Raw genomic sequence first — 15,377 nt, 5'->3', positions numbered from 1 at the left:
GAGGCCGCCGGCCGTCATCCCGCCGGGTCGAACAGCACGCCCGGGTTGAGGATCCCGGCCGGGTCGAGGGCCCGCTTGGCGGCGCGCAGCACCTCCGCGAACGGCTCCGGGCGCTGCCGGTCGTACCCGGGCCGGTGATCGCGCCCCACCGCGTGGTGATGGGTGACGGTCGCCCGGTGCTCGCCCAGCGTCCGCATCGCCGCCGCCTTGATCTCGTCCCACATCGCGACCTCCGACCCGCGCCGGCCCGGGGCGATCACCGTGAAGTAGGGGGCTGGACCGTCCGGGTAGACGTGCGTGAAACGGCAGTTGATCAGACCCTCCGCACCGGTCGCCGCGCGGACGGCGGCCCCCACGTCCCGCCGCACCGCCTCGTACAGCTCCGGGAACCGGTCCCAGGTGCAGGCCGTCTCGAACGTCTCGCTGATCACGCTCATCCGGGCCAGCCCGTCCCGGACGTACGGCATCCGCAGGAACGCCGAACGCCAGGCGCCGACGGCCGAGTCGCCCGAAGCGGGTGATCCGCCGGCGGGGGAGCCCCCGTGGTCGCGGGCCAGGGCGACGAGTTCGGCGAGCCGGCCCTCCACCGGGTGGTGCGCGGACTCCACCCCCAGCACCAGGACGCTCCTGCCCTCGCCCGCCACCCCCGACAGCGCTGCCTCGCCCGGATCGAGCAGACGGCAGTTGGCCGGGTGGAGGCCCGACTGCGCGATGGCCCGGACGGCGTCCACCGCGGCGGGGAAGCGGTCGAACAGCACCGAGGCCGAGGCCTTGTGGACGGGGCGGTCCTGGAGCCGCATCCACGCCTCCGTGATGATCCCGAGGGTGCCCTCCGAGCCGAGGAAGAGCCGGTCCGGGGACGGCCCGGCCCCCGAACCCGGCAGGCGCAGCGACTCGCTCACCCCTGCGGGCGTGACCACGCGCAGGGAGGCGGTCAGGTCGTCGATGTGCGTGTGGAGGGTGGCGTAGTGCCCGCCCGCCCGGGTGGCGAGCCACCCGCCGAGGGTCGAGAACTCGAAGCTCTGCGGAAAGTGGCGCAACGTCAGCCCGTGCGGCCTCAACTGCGCCTCCAGGCCCGGCCCGAGGGCCCCCGCCTGGATCCGTGCGGCCCGGCTGACCCGGTCGGTCTCCAGCACCCGGTCCATCCCCGAGAGGTCCATCGAGAGAACGCCCGCATGGGCCCCGGCGCGGTACTCGACCCCGCCGACGACCGAACTGCCCGCCCCGTAGGGGATCACGGCGACGCCCGCCCCGGCTGCCCAGTCGAGGAGGTCCACCACGTCCCGCTCCTCCTGGGGGAAGGCGACGAGATCCGGAGCGGCCGCCAGGTCGCCGTTCAGCGCGCGGACGACGTCGCGGAAGGCCTTGCCGTAGGTGTGGCCCGCACGGTCGGCCGGATCGCCGGAGACGAGGTGCGCCAGCGTGCGCGGCGCGCTCACGCGGACGGGCGGCAGCTCCAGCGAGGCGATGGAAGGGACGGGCAGCGCGGTGCCGGCGGCCCCGGGAACCAGCGCCGCGAGCGCGGCGCACTCGGCGTCCGGCAGCGCCTGGGCGGGGTCGCCCCAACCCCACCAGGACCGGGTGGGGGCGGCGTCGGCCCTGGGCGATGGGGAGGTGCGGTCCGCCATGAGCGTATGACCTTCCAGTAATTTACCTTGAGGTAATTTACTGCAACGTATAGTCCAACCATGAACACGGCAAGAGGCTCGTCACCCGCCACTCCGCCCCCGTCACCCGCCGCCCCGTCCGGCCCGCGCCGGACCCGCTCCGGCGCGGCCCCGGGCGCCGGGACGAAAGGGGTCCCCCGCGCACGACGCGAGGCGCAGATCCTCGCCGCCGCCGTGGAGGAGTTCGGCCGGCACGGACACGCCTCGGCGTCGATGGCCTCGATCGCCCGGCGCGTCGGGGTGACCAAGCCGATGCTGTACACCTACTTCGGCTCCAAGGACGGGCTCTACCTCGCCTGCCTGGAGCACATCGCCCCCCGGCTCGTCTCCGCGATCGAGGAGGCGATGACGCCGGATCCGCCTGGCGTCACCGCCTCCTCGAGCGTTCCCCCGCGCGTCCTGGCAGCCGTCTTCGGCGTACTGGAGGAGCAGCGGGAAGCCTGGTTCGTGCTGTACGACCGGACCCTGAGGCCCGGCTCCGACCTGCATGCCGCCGCACACGCCCACCGCGCGGCCATCGACCGCCTCGCCGCGTCCGGCACGGCGGACGTCCTGCGCGCACAGGGCAACGAGGACCCTGGGGACGCCGACGCGCTGAAGCACGTGTGGACCGGGGCCGTCGGCGCGCTCGTCGGCTGGTGGATCTCCCACCCGGAGCAGTCCGCGGCCGAGATGGCCGCCCGCTGCGCCCGGCTCCTGACCGCGATCCGCGCCCCGCACTGAACCGGCCCCGCCTGCCTTCCGCCTGCTCCCGCCGTCGTACGGCCCGACTCCCCGCGGAGGATGCCGCGCCCCCGCCCCGCTCCGTACCGTCCGAAGCCCCGGGCGAAGTCCGCCCGCGGATGTCGGGAGGTTGTGGTGATGAGAGCTCTGCGAAGGGCGGCCGCCTGGGCCGTGGCCCTGTTGCTGCTCGTCCCCGGTACGGCGGCGGCAACGGCCCCGCACGGGGACGGGCCCCCGGGGGTCCGGGTGACGGGGGAGCGGTGGATCGGCGACCGGCTCCTCGAACTGACCGTGCGCTCACCGGCGTTGGGCGGACCCGCCACGGTCCGCCTGCTCACGCCGGACGGCTGGGAGGAGCGCGGGCGCGGCGAACGGTGGCCGGTCCTGTACCTGCTGGCCGGCGGCCACGGCGACCCCGAGGCATGGAGGGAGGACTACGCGGTGGACCGGCTTCCGCAACTGCGCGACGTCCTCGTGGTGATGCCGTCGATGCCGCTGTTCGGCTTCTACAGCGACTGGTGGAACCACGGCGAAGGAGGCGCGCCCCGCGTGGAGAGCTTTCACCTCGACGAGGTACGCCCGCTGCTGGAGAGGTCCTACGGCGCGGGAGACCGGCGCGTCGCGGCGGGGGAGTCCCAGGGCGGCTTCGGCGCGCTCGCTTACGCGGCCCGGCGCCCCGGCCTGTTCCGTGCGGTGGCGAGCTTCAGCGGATACGTCCATCCGCTCCAGCACCCCCGCGCGGTTCAGGCGGGACTGGACTACCTCGGCATCGACCGGCGGGCGCTGTGGGGCGACCCGGTGGCCCAGCGGCGGATCTGGCGGGACCACGACCCGTACTACCGTCCGGAGCGGCTGCGCGACGTCGAGGTCCATCTGTCCAGCGGCGACGGCCGGGCGGGCGTGCTGGATCCGCCGGGCACGGAGCCGGACCCGCACGTGCCGGGCCTGGAGGACCCCGACGACCCCTTCCCCAGGGACGTCCTCTCCCCGACCGAGGCCATCATGGCGGCGGAGAACCGGGCGATGGCCGCCCGGCTGCGGGCCCACGGGGTACCGGTCACCACGCACTTCTACCGGGGCACCCACGCACCGCCGTACTGGGAGCGCGAGTTGCGCAGCGCGCTGCCGGCGCTGCTGCGCGACCTCGGGCGGTGAGGGGACGCAGGGGGAGCCCCTACGACGGGGCGGGCGATCCCCCGGGCAGCTCCGCGGGCTCCGGCTCCCGCGGCTCCTCCATGAGCTGCTCGCGGAGGTAGTTCCAGATCACCGCGATCACCGCCGCCAACGGCACGGCGAGCAGGCTCCCCACGACCCCCGCCAGGCTGCCGCCCAGCGTCACCGCGAGCAGCACGACCGCCGCGTGCAGGCCGAGGCCCCGGCTCTGGATCATGGGCTGGAACACATTGCCCTCCAGTTGCTGCACGACGATGATGATCCCCAGCACGAGCAGGGCGTCCATCGGCCCGTTCGAGACCAGCGCGATGACCACCGCCACGAATCCGGCGAACAGCGCCCCCACGATCGGCACGAACGCGCAGACGAAGGTCAGCACCGCCAGCGGCAGCACCAGCGGCACTTCCAGGATCCACAGGCCGAGGCCGATGAAGACCGCGTCCAGCAGACCGACGAACGCCTGGGACCGGACGAACGCGCCCAGGGTGTTCCAACTGCGGGCGGCCACCTCGGGGATGTCGGTGGCGAACCGGCCGGGAAGCTGACGGGTGAGCCACGGGAGGAAGCGCGGGCCGTCCTTGAGGAAGAAGAACATCAGGAAGAGCGCCAGAACCGCCGTGACCACGCCGTTGACCACCGTGCTCACCCCCGTGACGGCGGTGGTGACCACACTGCCCACACTGTCCTGGAGCCGGGAGGTCGCGGTGTCGAGGGCCCCGGTGATCTGGTCGTCGCCGATGTTCAGCGGCGGACCGGCCGCCCACTCGCGGAGCTTGTCGATCCCCGCGACCACCCGGTCGGCCAGCTCCCCGGACTGATCCGCGACCGGCACCGCGATCAGGGCCACGATGCCCGCCCCCACGAGCAGGGCGAACACGGTCACCACGGACGCGGCCAGCGCGGGCCACCACCCGTGCCGGCGCAGGAAGCGGGCGAGCGGCCAGGTCAGCGTGGTGAGGAACAGGCCGACTATCAGCGGCCATACGACCGACCACATCCGGCCCAGCACCCACAGCGCGACCGCCGCCGCCACGAGGACCAGGAGCAGCTCTGCGGAGACCCGTGCCGACGTGCGGAGAGCAGCCGCGGTCTTTGTCGAACTCAATGGCGAAGACATGGCGTCACCCTATGGGTTCGACAACCGTGTTCCGGCCAATCCCGCGGCCCGCCCGGACCGATCGCCACGAAGGCGGGCCGCCGGACCCGTCAGCGCAGCCCCGCCGGCAACTCCTCCCGATGGACGATGCCCAGGCGCTGCGTGGCCCGGGTGAGCGCCACGTACAGATCGCTCCTCCCGAACCGGGCGGGCTCCACCACCAGCACATGGTCGAACTCGAGCCCCTTGGCCTGACGTGGATCCAGCAGCACCACCGTCCGCGTGAGGTCGGGGGCCTCACCCGCCGCGACCCCGTCCAGCGGCGCCGTGATCTCCTCGTGCAGCGCACGCGGCGCGATCACCGCGAGGCGCCCCTCCCGGGGTGTCAGCTCCGCGACGGCCTCGGCCACCGCCCCCGCCAGATCCTCCCCGGCGTACCGCGTCCACGGCTTCTCGCCGGTCGACCGCACCGAGACGGGGGCGGTGAACGAGGGGTCCTTCTCCCTCAGCACCCCGGCGGCCAGCTCCATGATCTCGGCAGGCGTACGGTAGTTGACCTCCAGCGTGACGTGCTCGAAACGGTCGCCCACGTACGGGGAGAGGATCTTCTCCCAGGACCCGACGCCCGCCTCCTCGGAGGTCTGGGCCGGGTCGCCGACCAGGGTCAGCGAGCGGGTCGGCGCCCGGCGCATCAGCAGCCGCCACGCCATGGGCGACAGCTCCTGCGCCTCGTCGACGATGATGTGGCCGAACGCCCACGTGCGGTCGGCGGCGGCCCGCTCGGCGGCCGTGCGGTGGTCCGCCTCCTCGTGCCGCTCCGCCATCCGCTCGGCGTCGATGATGTCGTGCGCGGCGAGCACCTCGGACTCCCCGTCCTCGAACTCGTAGCTCTCCGAACCGCGCGACAGCTCCAGCACGCCCTGCGCGTAGCCGACCCGCTCCTGACGGGCGGCCTCCGCGGCAGCCCTCTCCGCGCTGTCGTCGACGCCGAGCAGATCGGCCGCCTCGTCCAGCAGCGGTACGTCGGCGGGGGTCCACGCCCCGGCCACGGGCGGGCGCCGGATCGCGTCGGCCTCCTCGTCCGGTACGTACACCGGGTCGGCCAGATAGTCGGCGAGGAAGCCCTCGGGGGTCAGCGGCGGCCACAGCTCGTCCACGGCCGCGTGCACCTCCTTGCTCAGCGCGACGTCCCGGCCGAGCTGGGCCACGTCGTCGGGACCGAGGAAGTTGGGCCCGCCGTAGGGGTCCGCGCCGATCCGCTCGACGAGCTGGGCGGTGAGGGCGTCGATGACCCGGAAGACGAAGTGGGGGCGGGCGAGGTTGTGCGGCAGGCGGGTCTCCCGGGCCGCCTGCCGGGCCTCGTAGGCGATCTCCCAGTCCAGGATCAGGTCCCCGCCGTCCTCGTGCGGGATCACCAAGGCAGCCCCGGGCTCCGGCAGCCGCTGCCGGTCGCGTACGGCCAGGGCCAGGGCCTCGGCCATCGCCTCGCCGCCCTTGACGGCGGCGGCGCGCGGGGTGTCCGTGCCGGTGGCGTGCACGCCGGGGAACAGCTCGGCCTGGGTCGCGAGCAGCACCCCGGTCTCGCCGAGCGCGGGCAGCACCTCCGCGATGTAGCGCAGGAACGCCGGGTTGGGCCCCACGATGAGCACGGCGCGCTTGGCCAGCAGCTCGCGGTGCTCGTAGAGAAGGAAGGCGGCCCGGTGCAGCGCGACGGCCGTCTTGCCGGTGCCGGGTCCTCCCTCGACGACGAGGACGCCGCGGTGCGGGGCCCGGATGATGCCGTCCTGCTCGGCCTGGATGGTCCGCACGATGTCGCCCATGCGTCCGGTGCGCGCGGAATTGAGCGCCGCCAGCAGCACGGCGTCGCCGTTCGGATCCTCGAAACCGGTGCGGTCGCGGTCGCCGAGATCGAGGATCTCGTCATGGAGCTCGGTGACCGTGCGGCCCTCGGCGGTGATGTGGCGACGCCGGCGCAGCCCCATCGGCGTGTGCCCGGTGGCGAGATAGAAAGGACGCGCCACCGGCGCACGCCAGTCGATCAGAACAGGCGTGAGGTCGGTGTCGTCCTCACGGATCCCGATACGGCCGATATGGTGCGCGAGCCCGTCGGAGCGGTCGATGCGGCCGAAACACAGTGACCCGTCCACCGCGTTGAGCGCGGCGAGCAGCCCCGAACGCTCCGCGACGAGGATGTCGCGCTCCAGCCGCGCCTGCTGGCCCGTCCCGACCGGCGTCAACGCGCGCTCGACACCATCGGCAGCCATCCCGCGCAGTGCGTCGACCCGGGCATGGAGCCGATCAATGAATTCCTGCTCTTCCCGCAATTCGTCGCTTTCCCGGTTTGACAAAACGGCTCCCCGCCAGATATGTTCGAACTCATAAGGCCCCCGAGTGGGGCCTTTCTGCATGAGTGCAGAACAATCCAATATACGCGTGATAATCCCCGGACCGCAATGACGGTCCGGGGATTATCCATGGTGCGGGAGCGGGACGAGGTCCATCGCGCGGCCGGGCCCGCGCAGGGCTCCTCGGCGTGCGCTCCCGGGAACCTCGGCCGACACTGATGGCGGACAACGGATTCGGCGCCGTCGCCACGTCAGGTGCGCGAACGGTCGCCCCGACCGGCCGTCGCGGCCCTGCCGGCGGCGCCGCGTCCCACCCGACCGGAGAGAGCCATGAGCACACAGTTCGAAGCCACGGTCGACATCGACCGGCCCATCGAGGAAGTCTTCGCCTATCTCGCGGACGGCGAGCACGACCCCGAGTTCAGCCCACGGGTGCAGCGCATCGAGAAATCGCCGAACGGCCCGACCCGCGTCGGCACCGTCTTCCACAGCACGGTCAAGGACGCGGGCATGACGTCCCGGCGCGACTTCGAGATCAGCGAGTTGGTCGCCCCGACCCGTATCCGCTGGCAGGAGCAGTCCAAGAACCTCATCACCGCGGCCGAGGGCGGCTACGACCTGGAACGCACGTCGGACGGCCGCACGCACGTGAGGCTCTTCAACGTCCTCGAAGGCCACGGAGTCGGCAAACTGCTGGTCGGCTTCGCGGGAAGCGCGGCACGCAAGGACGCGCCGGCGTTCGGGCAGCGCATCAAGGAAGCCGTAGAGGCGCCCTGAGCCGGCGTCAGTCCGGCAGAGGGACGCGGATCACGGGGTCGAACGGGTGCTTGTTGAAGCCGCTGCGCACATTGCGACAGCTCGGCGCCTCGCACATGAAGAACTCGTCGACGCTCCGGCGCCCCGTCCGGCCTCGCAGCCAGGTCTTCTCGCCGGCGGTGAGGGAGCGGTGCTGTTCATCGGAATCACACGTGTAGCAGTACATGGCGCGGGCCGGCACGAGACCTCCTGAAGCGGGCGAACAGGCAGAAGCCGAAGCATATGGGGGCGTGCCGGGCGGGAACAGGGCGCGGCGCGCCCAGTCCCGTCGGTGTCGGAGCCCTCCCCGGTGCGCCGGCGCGTCTTCACGCTCCGCGCCGCGAACGCGCGCCGCGGCGGCTCCCCGAGCGGGGAGCCGCCGCGGTCGCGGCCTCCCGCGTCAGCGGGTCAGGGAGAACGCCTGGGCCGGGGAGCCGGAACAGGGCTGCTGCGAGAGCCTGGCCCCGTTGGCCGTCGAGGAGCTGTCGACGTCGAGGCACTTGCCGCTGTGCCGGGCGACGAAGCGGTACCGCCCGCCGGACAGTGCCTCCGGCCGCCACTGCTGGTTGACACCGCCCACGTACGACCACAGGTGCACCTTGGCGCCGTCGGCGGTCGCTCCGGAACCGTCGACGTCCCAGACCTTCGCGTTGTGCCGGTTTACCACCTGGTAGTGGCCGGCGTCGGTGGGCCTGAACTGCCAGCCCTGGTTGGCCCCGGTCCCGCAGGCCCACTGCTGGAGCGCGGTGCCGTCGGCGGTGCCCCAGTCGGCGGCGTCGAGGCAGGCCCCGCTGTTGCCGTTGCGCACCTGGTACCACGCGGCGGGGTCGATGGAACCCGCGGGCGGGTCGGTCGTTCCGCCGCTCCCGTCCCAGGTGAAGGTCGCGACGGCACCGGCGGGCAGGGTGTACGCGAGCGACTTGCCGTTGTCGGTCAGGGAGAACCGCTGCGCTGCGGAGGCGGTGTTGACGACCACGGCCGCGCGGGTGCCGTCGCTGTTCTGGAAGGCGACGTTCTGCACGCCTCCGGCGCCCTGGCTGGTGGAGCCGATCCGGACCGCCCCCGCCTTGACGAACTTGGAGACGTGGCCCAGGACGTAATACTCGGCGTTGCGGGTGACCTGCCCGCCGTTGATCTCGACGATGCCGTTGCAGCGGTTGGTGCAGTGCCCCTGGTGGGGGCCGCCGTTCTGATCGAGGGCGAGGTTCCAGTTGATGACCGTCTCGCCGCCGTTGCGCATGTTCTGCACGACGAGGTTCTCGGCGTGCCACCTGAGCGTGTCGCCGAACGTCGTCGCCGGGTTCGCGCTGTCGGTGCCGGAGCACTCCGTGAAGAAGACCCGCTTCCCGGCGTCGGCGATCTGCTTCTGCGCCGCGGGCGCTCCGCCGTAGCAGTGGAACGCGGCGCCGATGATCCGCTGGATGCCGCCCGTCCGGGCGAACACGTCGAGCGGGTAGTTCGGGTGGTCCCAGTTGTGGTCGTAGGCAAGGATGTTGGTCGGCATGTTCGCCGCGGTGAGCGTCTGGTCCAGGACCCGCAGGAAGTCCGCCTGCTGGGCCGAGGTCATGCTCATCGACGGGTAACTGGTCGCGAACTCCGGCTCGTTCTGCGCGGTGAGATCGGTGAGGGCGATGCCCTCCTGCCCGTACGCCCTGATCGCCTTGACCAGATAGTCGGCGTAGGCCTGGTAGTGCTCGGTGCGCAGACTTCCGCCGTTGAGGGAGTTGTTGGTCTTCATCCACGCCGGGGGCGACCAGGGCGAGCCCATGAAGCGGATGGTCGGGTTGATCGCGGTGGCCTGCTTCAGGACCGGGATGATCTGACTCCGGTCCCGGTCGATGGAGAACGCGCCTCGGGTGTCCTCGTATGTGTACGCGTTCCCGTTCGCGTCGAAGTCGGTGCTCCCCAGGGGCTGGCGCAGGTAGTTGAGCCCGATGCCGTCGCCCTCCGCGGAGAAGAGCGACTTCAGCAGCGAGGTGCGCTGCGCCTGGGGGAGGCCCTGGACGAGATGGGCGGAGGCGCCCGTCACCGACGCCCCCGCGCCGGTGAACTTCTGCCCCTTGGCGGCGGCGTCGATACGGATGTCGACCGCCTGCGGGGTCCCGTCGAAGGGGAGGCTTCCGTCCGGGGTGAGCTTCTTGGAGCCGTCGGGCGTGGTGACCCACACCTGGGCGACCGGGTCGGCCGCCCGGGCGGTGGTGACGGCGCCGTTGACGCCGAGCGCGGCGACGGTCACGACGAGCGCGGCGCCTGCCGCGCGCGCTCTGAAACGCGGGGGAGTGGAGCTTGGCATGGTTGCGGCTCTCCTTGGGTTCGTACGTGCTCAACGACGACACCCCGGCGGACGGAGGGCGCGGCGGACGCCTCGCTCCGGGCGTGCCGGTCACAAGAGGGCGGGACAACGGCATGAAAGCACACCCACTAAGTGGTTAGTAAGTGGTTTGCTCCGGTGTTCTTCCCCGCTGCCCGAAGGATCTTCACCGCCCTCCGGCAGGCTTAAGCTGAACCGGTGAGCAACCAGTCAGTGGGCAGAGTGGGCGGACCGGCGCGTGGCCCGGCCAGGCCCCGCACGCCGCGCAGCCCGGAAGCCCGGCAGCGACAGCAGGACATTCTGGCCATCGCCATGGACACCTTCGCCGCCCGTGGCTACAACAACGCCTCGCTCGCCGAGATCGCGGACCGGGTCGGCCTCACGCAGGCGGGTGTGCTGCACTACTTCCGCTCCAAGGCCCTCCTCCTCACCAGCGTGCTCGAACTGCGCGACCAGCGGGACATCGAGCACCTCGGCCCCGACCGCCCCCAGGGGCTGGACTTCCTGCGCCACCTGGTGAACACCGCGCTGCTCAACGCGGAACGGGAAGGCATCGTGCGGCTGTACGCGGTGCTTTCGGCGGAGTCCGTCACCGACGACCACCCCGCCCAGGACTACTTCCGCGACCGCTACCACGGGCTGCGCGTCTTCGTCGCCGACGCGCTGCGCGAGGCCTGCGAACTGCCCGCCGACCGGGCGGGCCTGGCCGACAACGCGGCCAACGCCATCATCGCGGTCATGGACGGCCTTCAGGTCCAGTGGCTCCTTTCCCCGGAATCCGTGGACATGGCCGCCTCGACCGATCTCGTGGTCACCTCTCTGCTGGCGACCCTCGCCCCCGAACGGTTCGGTCCGCACGCCGTCGGCTGACCGCCCTGCCGGGCGAGCGGGAACCGCTCGTCACGTGCCGCGATTCGCGCCGCGGGCGGGAGGGGCCGGCTACGCGGGGCCGACGGACGCCGGCGCCTCACCGACCGGCCCGCGCCGCGCACCGCCGTGACCGGCCGTCAGCTCCATCTGCGCGTTCAGGGCCGCCAGGAGCCAGTCGTGCGCGGTCCCCGGCGTCGGTTCGGGACGGCCGCCGGGAGCGCTGATGACCTCGGCCGTCAGGTCCCAGTACCGGTCGAGGCGCGGATCGCCCGCGAGCCGGCCGGCCAGCACACGGCGGAAGGCGGGCGTGTCCCGCGCGCCGTACGTGCTCGCGTACGCGTCCACGAAGCCGTCCAGCGCCTCGCCGGGAGAAGGCCCCGACCCGCGGCGCAGTGCCGCGCCCGCCAGGTCGTACGCCTCGGCCAGGCCCGCGTACAGCACGGCCGACGCGCGGGCACCCGCGACGCCGTGCGCCCGGGGCTGGCAGGCACCGGCGCCGGTCCCGGCATCGCACGGGCCGGTCACGAAGGCGTGCAGCCGGGCGAAGGCGAGGACCTGGGCCGGCCGGGGATCGTCGGGAGGGTGCGTCACCGCCGCCTCCAGGAACGCGGAGACCGACCGGGCGGGCATCCGGGGCGGCAGCCACGCCCGCCAGAACCGGGCCAGGGAGGCGGTGCTCGGCGGCACGGCAACCGCCCCGACCAGCCGTAGCCGGGCTGGCCGTTCGACCGGCGGGGACTCCTGCACCAGCCTGAGCGCGGCCTCCCGCCAGCGCAGCGCGGCGAGCTCGGAGCCGAGGACCCGCAGCCGGCCGGCCACGGCATCCTCCAACGCGCCACCCGCCGCGGCCCCGTCCCGCTCGTCCTGCTCGTCGAGGATGCGGCGCACTTCGGGAACCGACAGGTCGAGGCCGCGCAGCGAGCGGATCATGCCCAGCCGCTCCACGGCGTCCGGGGCGTACCTGCGGTGCCCGCCGGCGCTGCGGGCCGCCTCCGGAAGCAGCCCGTGGTCCGAGTAGAAGCGGACGGTCTTGACGCTGACGCCCGTGTGCTCGGCCAGTTCACCGATGGTGCACAGACCGTCGTGCGACGAGAACACTTGAACCTCCACCAGGGGGAGTTCCTACGGTACCGGCGAGCGCTGCCGGGAGAGCTGGCCGGTGCGCGGGAGACAGCGTGACGAGGAGGAACCATGACCGTATTCATCCTGGTGGCCGGGGCGTTCACCGGACCGCACGTGTGGCGGGACACCGCCGCGCGGCTGACGGCGGAAGGCGCCGAGGTGCACAGCGTGGCGCTCACCGGACTCGGCAGGACCCCCGCCGACGCCGGTGAGGCCGTCGACCTGGAGACCCATGTCGCGGACGTGCTCGCGGTGATCGACTCGGTGGTCGCGGAGTCCGCCGGGGAGATCGTGCTCGTCGGCCACGACTACGGCATCCACCCCGTACTCGGCGCGGCCGATCGCCGGGCACGGTCGATCGCCCGGATCGTTCATCTGGACGCCGGGATGCCGCGGGACGGCGTCCCCGCACTGGCCGCCGTGCCCGACCAGCGTCTGCGCGAGGAAATGGCGGAGCGCGCCGCCGGAGGCGGGGACGGGTGGACGGGCGGTGATCTGCCGCCCCCGGCCAGGGACGCGTGGGACCGCTGGGGGAGCACCGCGGGTCTCTCCGAGGCGGCGCTCGACGGCCTCACCGCGCTCGCGTCACCGCAGCCGCTGGGCACCCTGCTCCAGCCGCTGCGGCTCACCGGCGCCGTGGCCGCGGTGCCCGTGACGGGGGTCCTGTGCACCGGCAACGGGCCGGGCGTCGAGATGCTCCAGATCATGGTGGACGTCGGCGATCCGGGGCTGCGGTCCCTGGCCGACGCCCGGGTGGCCTTCTTCGAACTGCCCACCGGGCACTGGCCGATGCTGTCCTGCCCCGCGGAGCTGGCCGAGACCCTGATGGGTGCCGCGTCCGGCGGGGGACACCGGCTGACCCCCGTCGACGACGCCCACACGCCCGCCCATCTGCGGCCGTTCCTCCTCGACGTGCCCGAACGGCCCCGGGAGCGGACCGGGAACACCGACCTGTATCTGCCGGACGGTCCGGGTCCGCACCCGGCCGTGGTGTTCGTGCACGGCGGCCCGGTTCCCGCCGAGGCCCGGCCCACGCCCCGGGACTGGCCGACCCTGACGGGATACGCCCGCCAGGTCGCCGGGGAGGGAGTCGTGGCCGTGACGCTCGACCACCGCCTGCGCGCCGTGACCGACTACGAGCGGGCCGCCGCGGACGTGGCCGACGCGGTGGAGCGGGTGCGCGCCGACCCGCGGGTCGACGCGGACCGGGTCGCCCTGTGGTTCTTCTCGGGCGGGGGCCCGATCACCGCCGACTGGCTGACCGATCCCCCGGCGTGGCTGCGCTGCGTGGCCGCGAACTACCCGATCCTCGCGCCGCTGCCGGGCTGGGGACTGACAGGCCCCCGCTTCCACCCGGTCCGGGCGGTCTCCCGCGCCGGCCGCCTTCCCATCGTGCTGGTCCGGGCGGGCCGCGAGAGTGCCGAGATCGCCGCCACCGTCGAGGAGTTCGTGACCGAGGCCGACCGCTGCGGGGCCGACCTGGAGATCATCGACGTACCGGAGGGCCGCCACGGCTTCGAGACGCTCGACGCGAGCGACGAGGCCCGCGAGGCCGTGCACCGTGCGGTGGGCGCGGTGCTGGCGCGTCTGACGGGGTGACCGTCCGGGCCACGGCTCCGAGCCGTGGCCCACCGCCACCTCACGTCAGGGCGTCCCCGCGCTCGGCTACTCGATGACCAGCTGGACGTCGATGTTGCCCCGGGTGGCCTTGGAGTACGGGCAGTAGGCGTGGGTGGCCTCGACCAGCTTCTGCCCGGCCTCGCCGGCGAGGGAGTCCGGCAGCTCCACGCGCATGACGACCGCGAGCCCGAAGCCGTCGCCGTCCTTGCCGATGGAGACCTCGGCGGTCACGGAGGCGTCCTTGGTGTCGACCTTCAGCTCGCGGCCGACCGCGGCCATCGCGCTGGCGAAACAGGCCGCGTAGCCGGCGGCGAAGAGCTGCTCGGGGTTGGTGCCCTTGCCGTTGCCGCCGAGGGCCGGGGGCATGGCGAGGGGCAGGTCGATCTGACCGTCCGAGCTGACGGCACGGCCCTCACGGCCGTTCGCGGTGGCGGCGGCGGTGTACAACGCGTCCATGGGATGACCCTCCTCTGGAGCCCCGACCCGGCTGGTCGTGGTCACGGACATAAAGATTGCACACAATTAAGTTGTGCACAACTCAATGGCGTGTGCGGCGGTACGCTGGTGCCATGACCACTGCTCAGAGCGCCTCGCCCGACCTTTCCGCCGTCCCCGACGCGGAACTGCTGCGACTGGACCACCAGGTCTGCTTCTCGCTGCACGCCGCCTCGCGGGCGTTCGGCGGCTACTACCGGCAGGCGCTGAAGGACCTCGGTCTCACCTACTCGCAGTACCTGGTCATGCTCGTCCTCTGGGAGCAGGGCCCGCAGTCGGTCAAGGCCATCGGGGGCCGTCTCCACCTGGACTCGGGGACCCTGTCGCCGCTGCTGAAGCGGCTTGAGGGCGCCGGACTGGTCCGGCGCGAACGCAGCCGCGAGGACGAACGCTCCGTGGTGATCGACCTGACCGACGAGGGTGCGGGGCTGCGCGAACGCGCCCTGTCGGTCCCCCGAGGCGTGCTCGCCGCCACCGGCCTGTCGCTGGAGGAGGTCCTCGGGCTGCAGGAGACCCTCGGCCGCCTCACGGGTGCGCTGGGGGAGGCCGCCGACGCCGGCTGAGCCGGGGCGCGCCGGTTCTCAGCCGTCGTCCTCGCTGCTGCCGTCGTGAGCCAGAGCGCCGGCGATCCGGTCGGCGACGGCCCGCCGCATCCCGGGGTCGAGCCGTTCCGAGGTCAGGGAGTCGTACAGCCAGAGGCCGTCGGCCGCGAGGCGGACGATGAACCGGTCCAGCGCGGCCTGATCGTCGACCGCGGACGCCGGGGACGGCGCCCAGCGTTCCGTCACGGCGCCCCAGACGGCCGCGTGCGCCGCGTTCGTCGATCCTTCCAGCATGAGCAGAAGTTCGGCCCGTGTGGCGCTCTGGATGGCGACCCGGGTGTAGGCGGCCAGCCGTTCGTCCCGAGTGGTCTCGGCCGCGGGCTTCCCCGCCGCCGCGACCAGGTCGGCTTCCCACGCGTCGGCCAGATGCTGATGGATCGCCTGGACGAGGTCGTCGCGCGAGGCGAAGTGGTACAGGAGGCCGCCCTTGGTCAGTCCGGCCTCCGCGGCGACGGAGTCGAAGGTGACGCTCTTGACGCCTTCACGCTGCACGACCCTGGTGGCGGCTTCGAGGATCTGGGTACGTTTGCTGGTTCGCATGGTCGGCTCCCGTGCCGT

General features: G+C 72.8%; 14 protein-coding genes. 6 read left to right on the top strand and 8 right to left on the bottom strand.

The features are described from left to right. Positions 1-14: 14 nt before the first annotated feature. Positions 15-1,628: an FAD-binding oxidoreductase gene (locus ACFWRV_RS20720; RefSeq protein ID WP_384336571.1), complete on the bottom strand. Its 1,614-nt coding sequence runs from the start codon at positions 1,626-1,628 to the stop codon at positions 15-17. Between the two features lie 60 nt (positions 1,629-1,688). Between ACFWRV_RS20720 and ACFWRV_RS20715 the strand changes: the two genes are divergently transcribed. Together ACFWRV_RS20715 and ACFWRV_RS20710 are read left to right on the top strand one after the other, a co-directional pair. Next, positions 1,689-2,390 carry a TetR/AcrR family transcriptional regulator gene (locus ACFWRV_RS20715; protein WP_384336569.1) on the top strand — a complete coding sequence of 234 codons (702 nt, stop codon included), beginning with the start codon at positions 1,689-1,691 and terminating at the stop codon, positions 2,388-2,390. Between the two features lie 138 nt (positions 2,391-2,528). After that, positions 2,529-3,545: an alpha/beta hydrolase gene (locus ACFWRV_RS20710; protein ID WP_384336567.1), complete on the top strand. Its 1,017-nt coding sequence runs from the start codon at positions 2,529-2,531 to the stop codon at positions 3,543-3,545. 19 nt (positions 3,546-3,564) lie between these two features. On the opposite strand, the gene ACFWRV_RS20705 is transcribed toward ACFWRV_RS20710, so the two are convergent. Both ACFWRV_RS20705 and ACFWRV_RS20700 read right to left on the bottom strand, forming a co-directional pair. Further along, on the bottom strand, positions 3,565-4,680 hold the full coding sequence (locus ACFWRV_RS20705; RefSeq protein ID WP_384336565.1) for an AI-2E family transporter: 1,116 nt from the start codon (positions 4,678-4,680) through the stop codon (positions 3,565-3,567). A gap of 89 nt (positions 4,681-4,769) precedes the next feature. Continuing rightward, positions 4,770-6,983, bottom strand: a complete 2,214-nt coding sequence (locus tag ACFWRV_RS20700) for a HelD family protein (protein ID WP_384336625.1) — start codon at positions 6,981-6,983, stop codon at positions 4,770-4,772. Positions 6,984-7,334: 351 nt separating this feature from the next. On the opposite strand from ACFWRV_RS20700, the gene ACFWRV_RS20695 reads away from it, so the two are divergent. Further along, positions 7,335-7,781, top strand: coding sequence for an SRPBCC family protein (locus tag ACFWRV_RS20695; protein ID WP_384336563.1), 447 nt, complete (start codon positions 7,335-7,337; stop codon positions 7,779-7,781). Positions 7,782-7,788: 7 nt separating this feature from the next. Here the strand turns inward: ACFWRV_RS20695 and ACFWRV_RS20690 are convergent, their stop codons facing one another. Then, a complete protein-coding gene (locus tag ACFWRV_RS20690; protein WP_384336561.1) occupies positions 7,789-8,001 on the bottom strand; it encodes a hypothetical protein in 213 nt (70 codons plus the stop codon). Between the two features lie 198 nt (positions 8,002-8,199). Next, positions 8,200-10,092: an RICIN domain-containing protein gene (locus tag ACFWRV_RS20685; protein WP_384336559.1), complete on the bottom strand. Its 1,893-nt coding sequence runs from the start codon at positions 10,090-10,092 to the stop codon at positions 8,200-8,202. Between the two features lie 216 nt (positions 10,093-10,308). On the opposite strand from ACFWRV_RS20685, the gene ACFWRV_RS20680 reads away from it, so the two are divergent. Beyond that, entirely contained in the window at positions 10,309-10,980 is a 672-nt protein-coding gene (locus ACFWRV_RS20680; protein WP_384336557.1) for a TetR/AcrR family transcriptional regulator, read from the top strand. 69 nt (positions 10,981-11,049) lie between these two features. Here the strand turns inward: ACFWRV_RS20680 and ACFWRV_RS20675 are convergent, their stop codons facing one another. Next, positions 11,050-12,078, bottom strand: a complete 1,029-nt coding sequence (locus ACFWRV_RS20675; protein ID WP_384336555.1) for a MerR family transcriptional regulator — start codon at positions 12,076-12,078, stop codon at positions 11,050-11,052. A gap of 93 nt (positions 12,079-12,171) precedes the next feature. On the opposite strand from ACFWRV_RS20675, the gene ACFWRV_RS20670 reads away from it, so the two are divergent. Continuing rightward, positions 12,172-13,701, top strand: coding sequence for an alpha/beta fold hydrolase (locus ACFWRV_RS20670; protein ID WP_384336553.1), 1,530 nt, complete (start codon positions 12,172-12,174; stop codon positions 13,699-13,701). Between the two features lie 66 nt (positions 13,702-13,767). Here ACFWRV_RS20670 and ACFWRV_RS20665 read toward each other — a convergent pair whose 3' ends face one another. Beyond that, complete coding sequence (locus ACFWRV_RS20665) at positions 13,768-14,178, bottom strand: Ohr family peroxiredoxin (RefSeq protein ID WP_384336551.1); 411 nt, start codon at positions 14,176-14,178, stop codon at positions 13,768-13,770. A gap of 113 nt (positions 14,179-14,291) precedes the next feature. On the opposite strand from ACFWRV_RS20665, the gene ACFWRV_RS20660 reads away from it, so the two are divergent. Further along, positions 14,292-14,780 carry a MarR family winged helix-turn-helix transcriptional regulator gene (locus ACFWRV_RS20660; protein WP_384336549.1) on the top strand — a complete coding sequence of 163 codons (489 nt, stop codon included), beginning with the start codon at positions 14,292-14,294 and terminating at the stop codon, positions 14,778-14,780. Between the two features lie 18 nt (positions 14,781-14,798). On the opposite strand, the gene ACFWRV_RS20655 is transcribed toward ACFWRV_RS20660, so the two are convergent. Further along, positions 14,799-15,359 (bottom strand): TetR/AcrR family transcriptional regulator, encoded by a 561-nt coding sequence (locus ACFWRV_RS20655; protein ID WP_384336547.1) that lies wholly within the window; start codon positions 15,357-15,359, stop codon positions 14,799-14,801. Between the last annotated feature and the right edge of the window lie 18 nt (positions 15,360-15,377).

The sequence above is a fragment of the Streptomyces sp. NPDC058576 genome (assembly GCF_042718715.1).
In the GTDB taxonomy this organism is placed as follows: Bacteria; Actinomycetota; Actinomycetes; order Streptomycetales; family Streptomycetaceae; genus Streptomyces.
This window is presented reverse-complemented; position numbering and strand designations above follow the sequence as displayed.

Excerpts from the sequence above, each read along its gene's own strand:
- ACFWRV_RS20720 (WP_384336571.1), bottom strand. The coding sequence starts at position 1,628 with ATGGCGGACCGCACCTCCCCATCGCCCAGGGCCGACGCCGCCCCCACC.
- ACFWRV_RS20715 (WP_384336569.1), top strand. The coding sequence starts at position 1,689 with ATGAACACGGCAAGAGGCTCGTCACCCGCCACTCCGCCCCCGTCACCC.
- ACFWRV_RS20710 (WP_384336567.1), top strand. The coding sequence starts at position 2,529 with ATGAGAGCTCTGCGAAGGGCGGCCGCCTGGGCCGTGGCCCTGTTGCTG.
- ACFWRV_RS20705 (WP_384336565.1), bottom strand. The coding sequence starts at position 4,680 with ATGTCTTCGCCATTGAGTTCGACAAAGACCGCGGCTGCTCTCCGCACG.
- ACFWRV_RS20695 (WP_384336563.1), top strand. The coding sequence starts at position 7,335 with ATGAGCACACAGTTCGAAGCCACGGTCGACATCGACCGGCCCATCGAG.
- ACFWRV_RS20685 (WP_384336559.1), bottom strand. The coding sequence starts at position 10,092 with ATGCCAAGCTCCACTCCCCCGCGTTTCAGAGCGCGCGCGGCAGGCGCC.
- ACFWRV_RS20670 (WP_384336553.1), top strand. The coding sequence starts at position 12,172 with ATGACCGTATTCATCCTGGTGGCCGGGGCGTTCACCGGACCGCACGTG.
- ACFWRV_RS20665 (WP_384336551.1), bottom strand. The coding sequence starts at position 14,178 with ATGGACGCGTTGTACACCGCCGCCGCCACCGCGAACGGCCGTGAGGGC.
- ACFWRV_RS20660 (WP_384336549.1), top strand. The coding sequence starts at position 14,292 with ATGACCACTGCTCAGAGCGCCTCGCCCGACCTTTCCGCCGTCCCCGAC.
- ACFWRV_RS20655 (WP_384336547.1), bottom strand. The coding sequence starts at position 15,359 with ATGCGAACCAGCAAACGTACCCAGATCCTCGAAGCCGCCACCAGGGTC.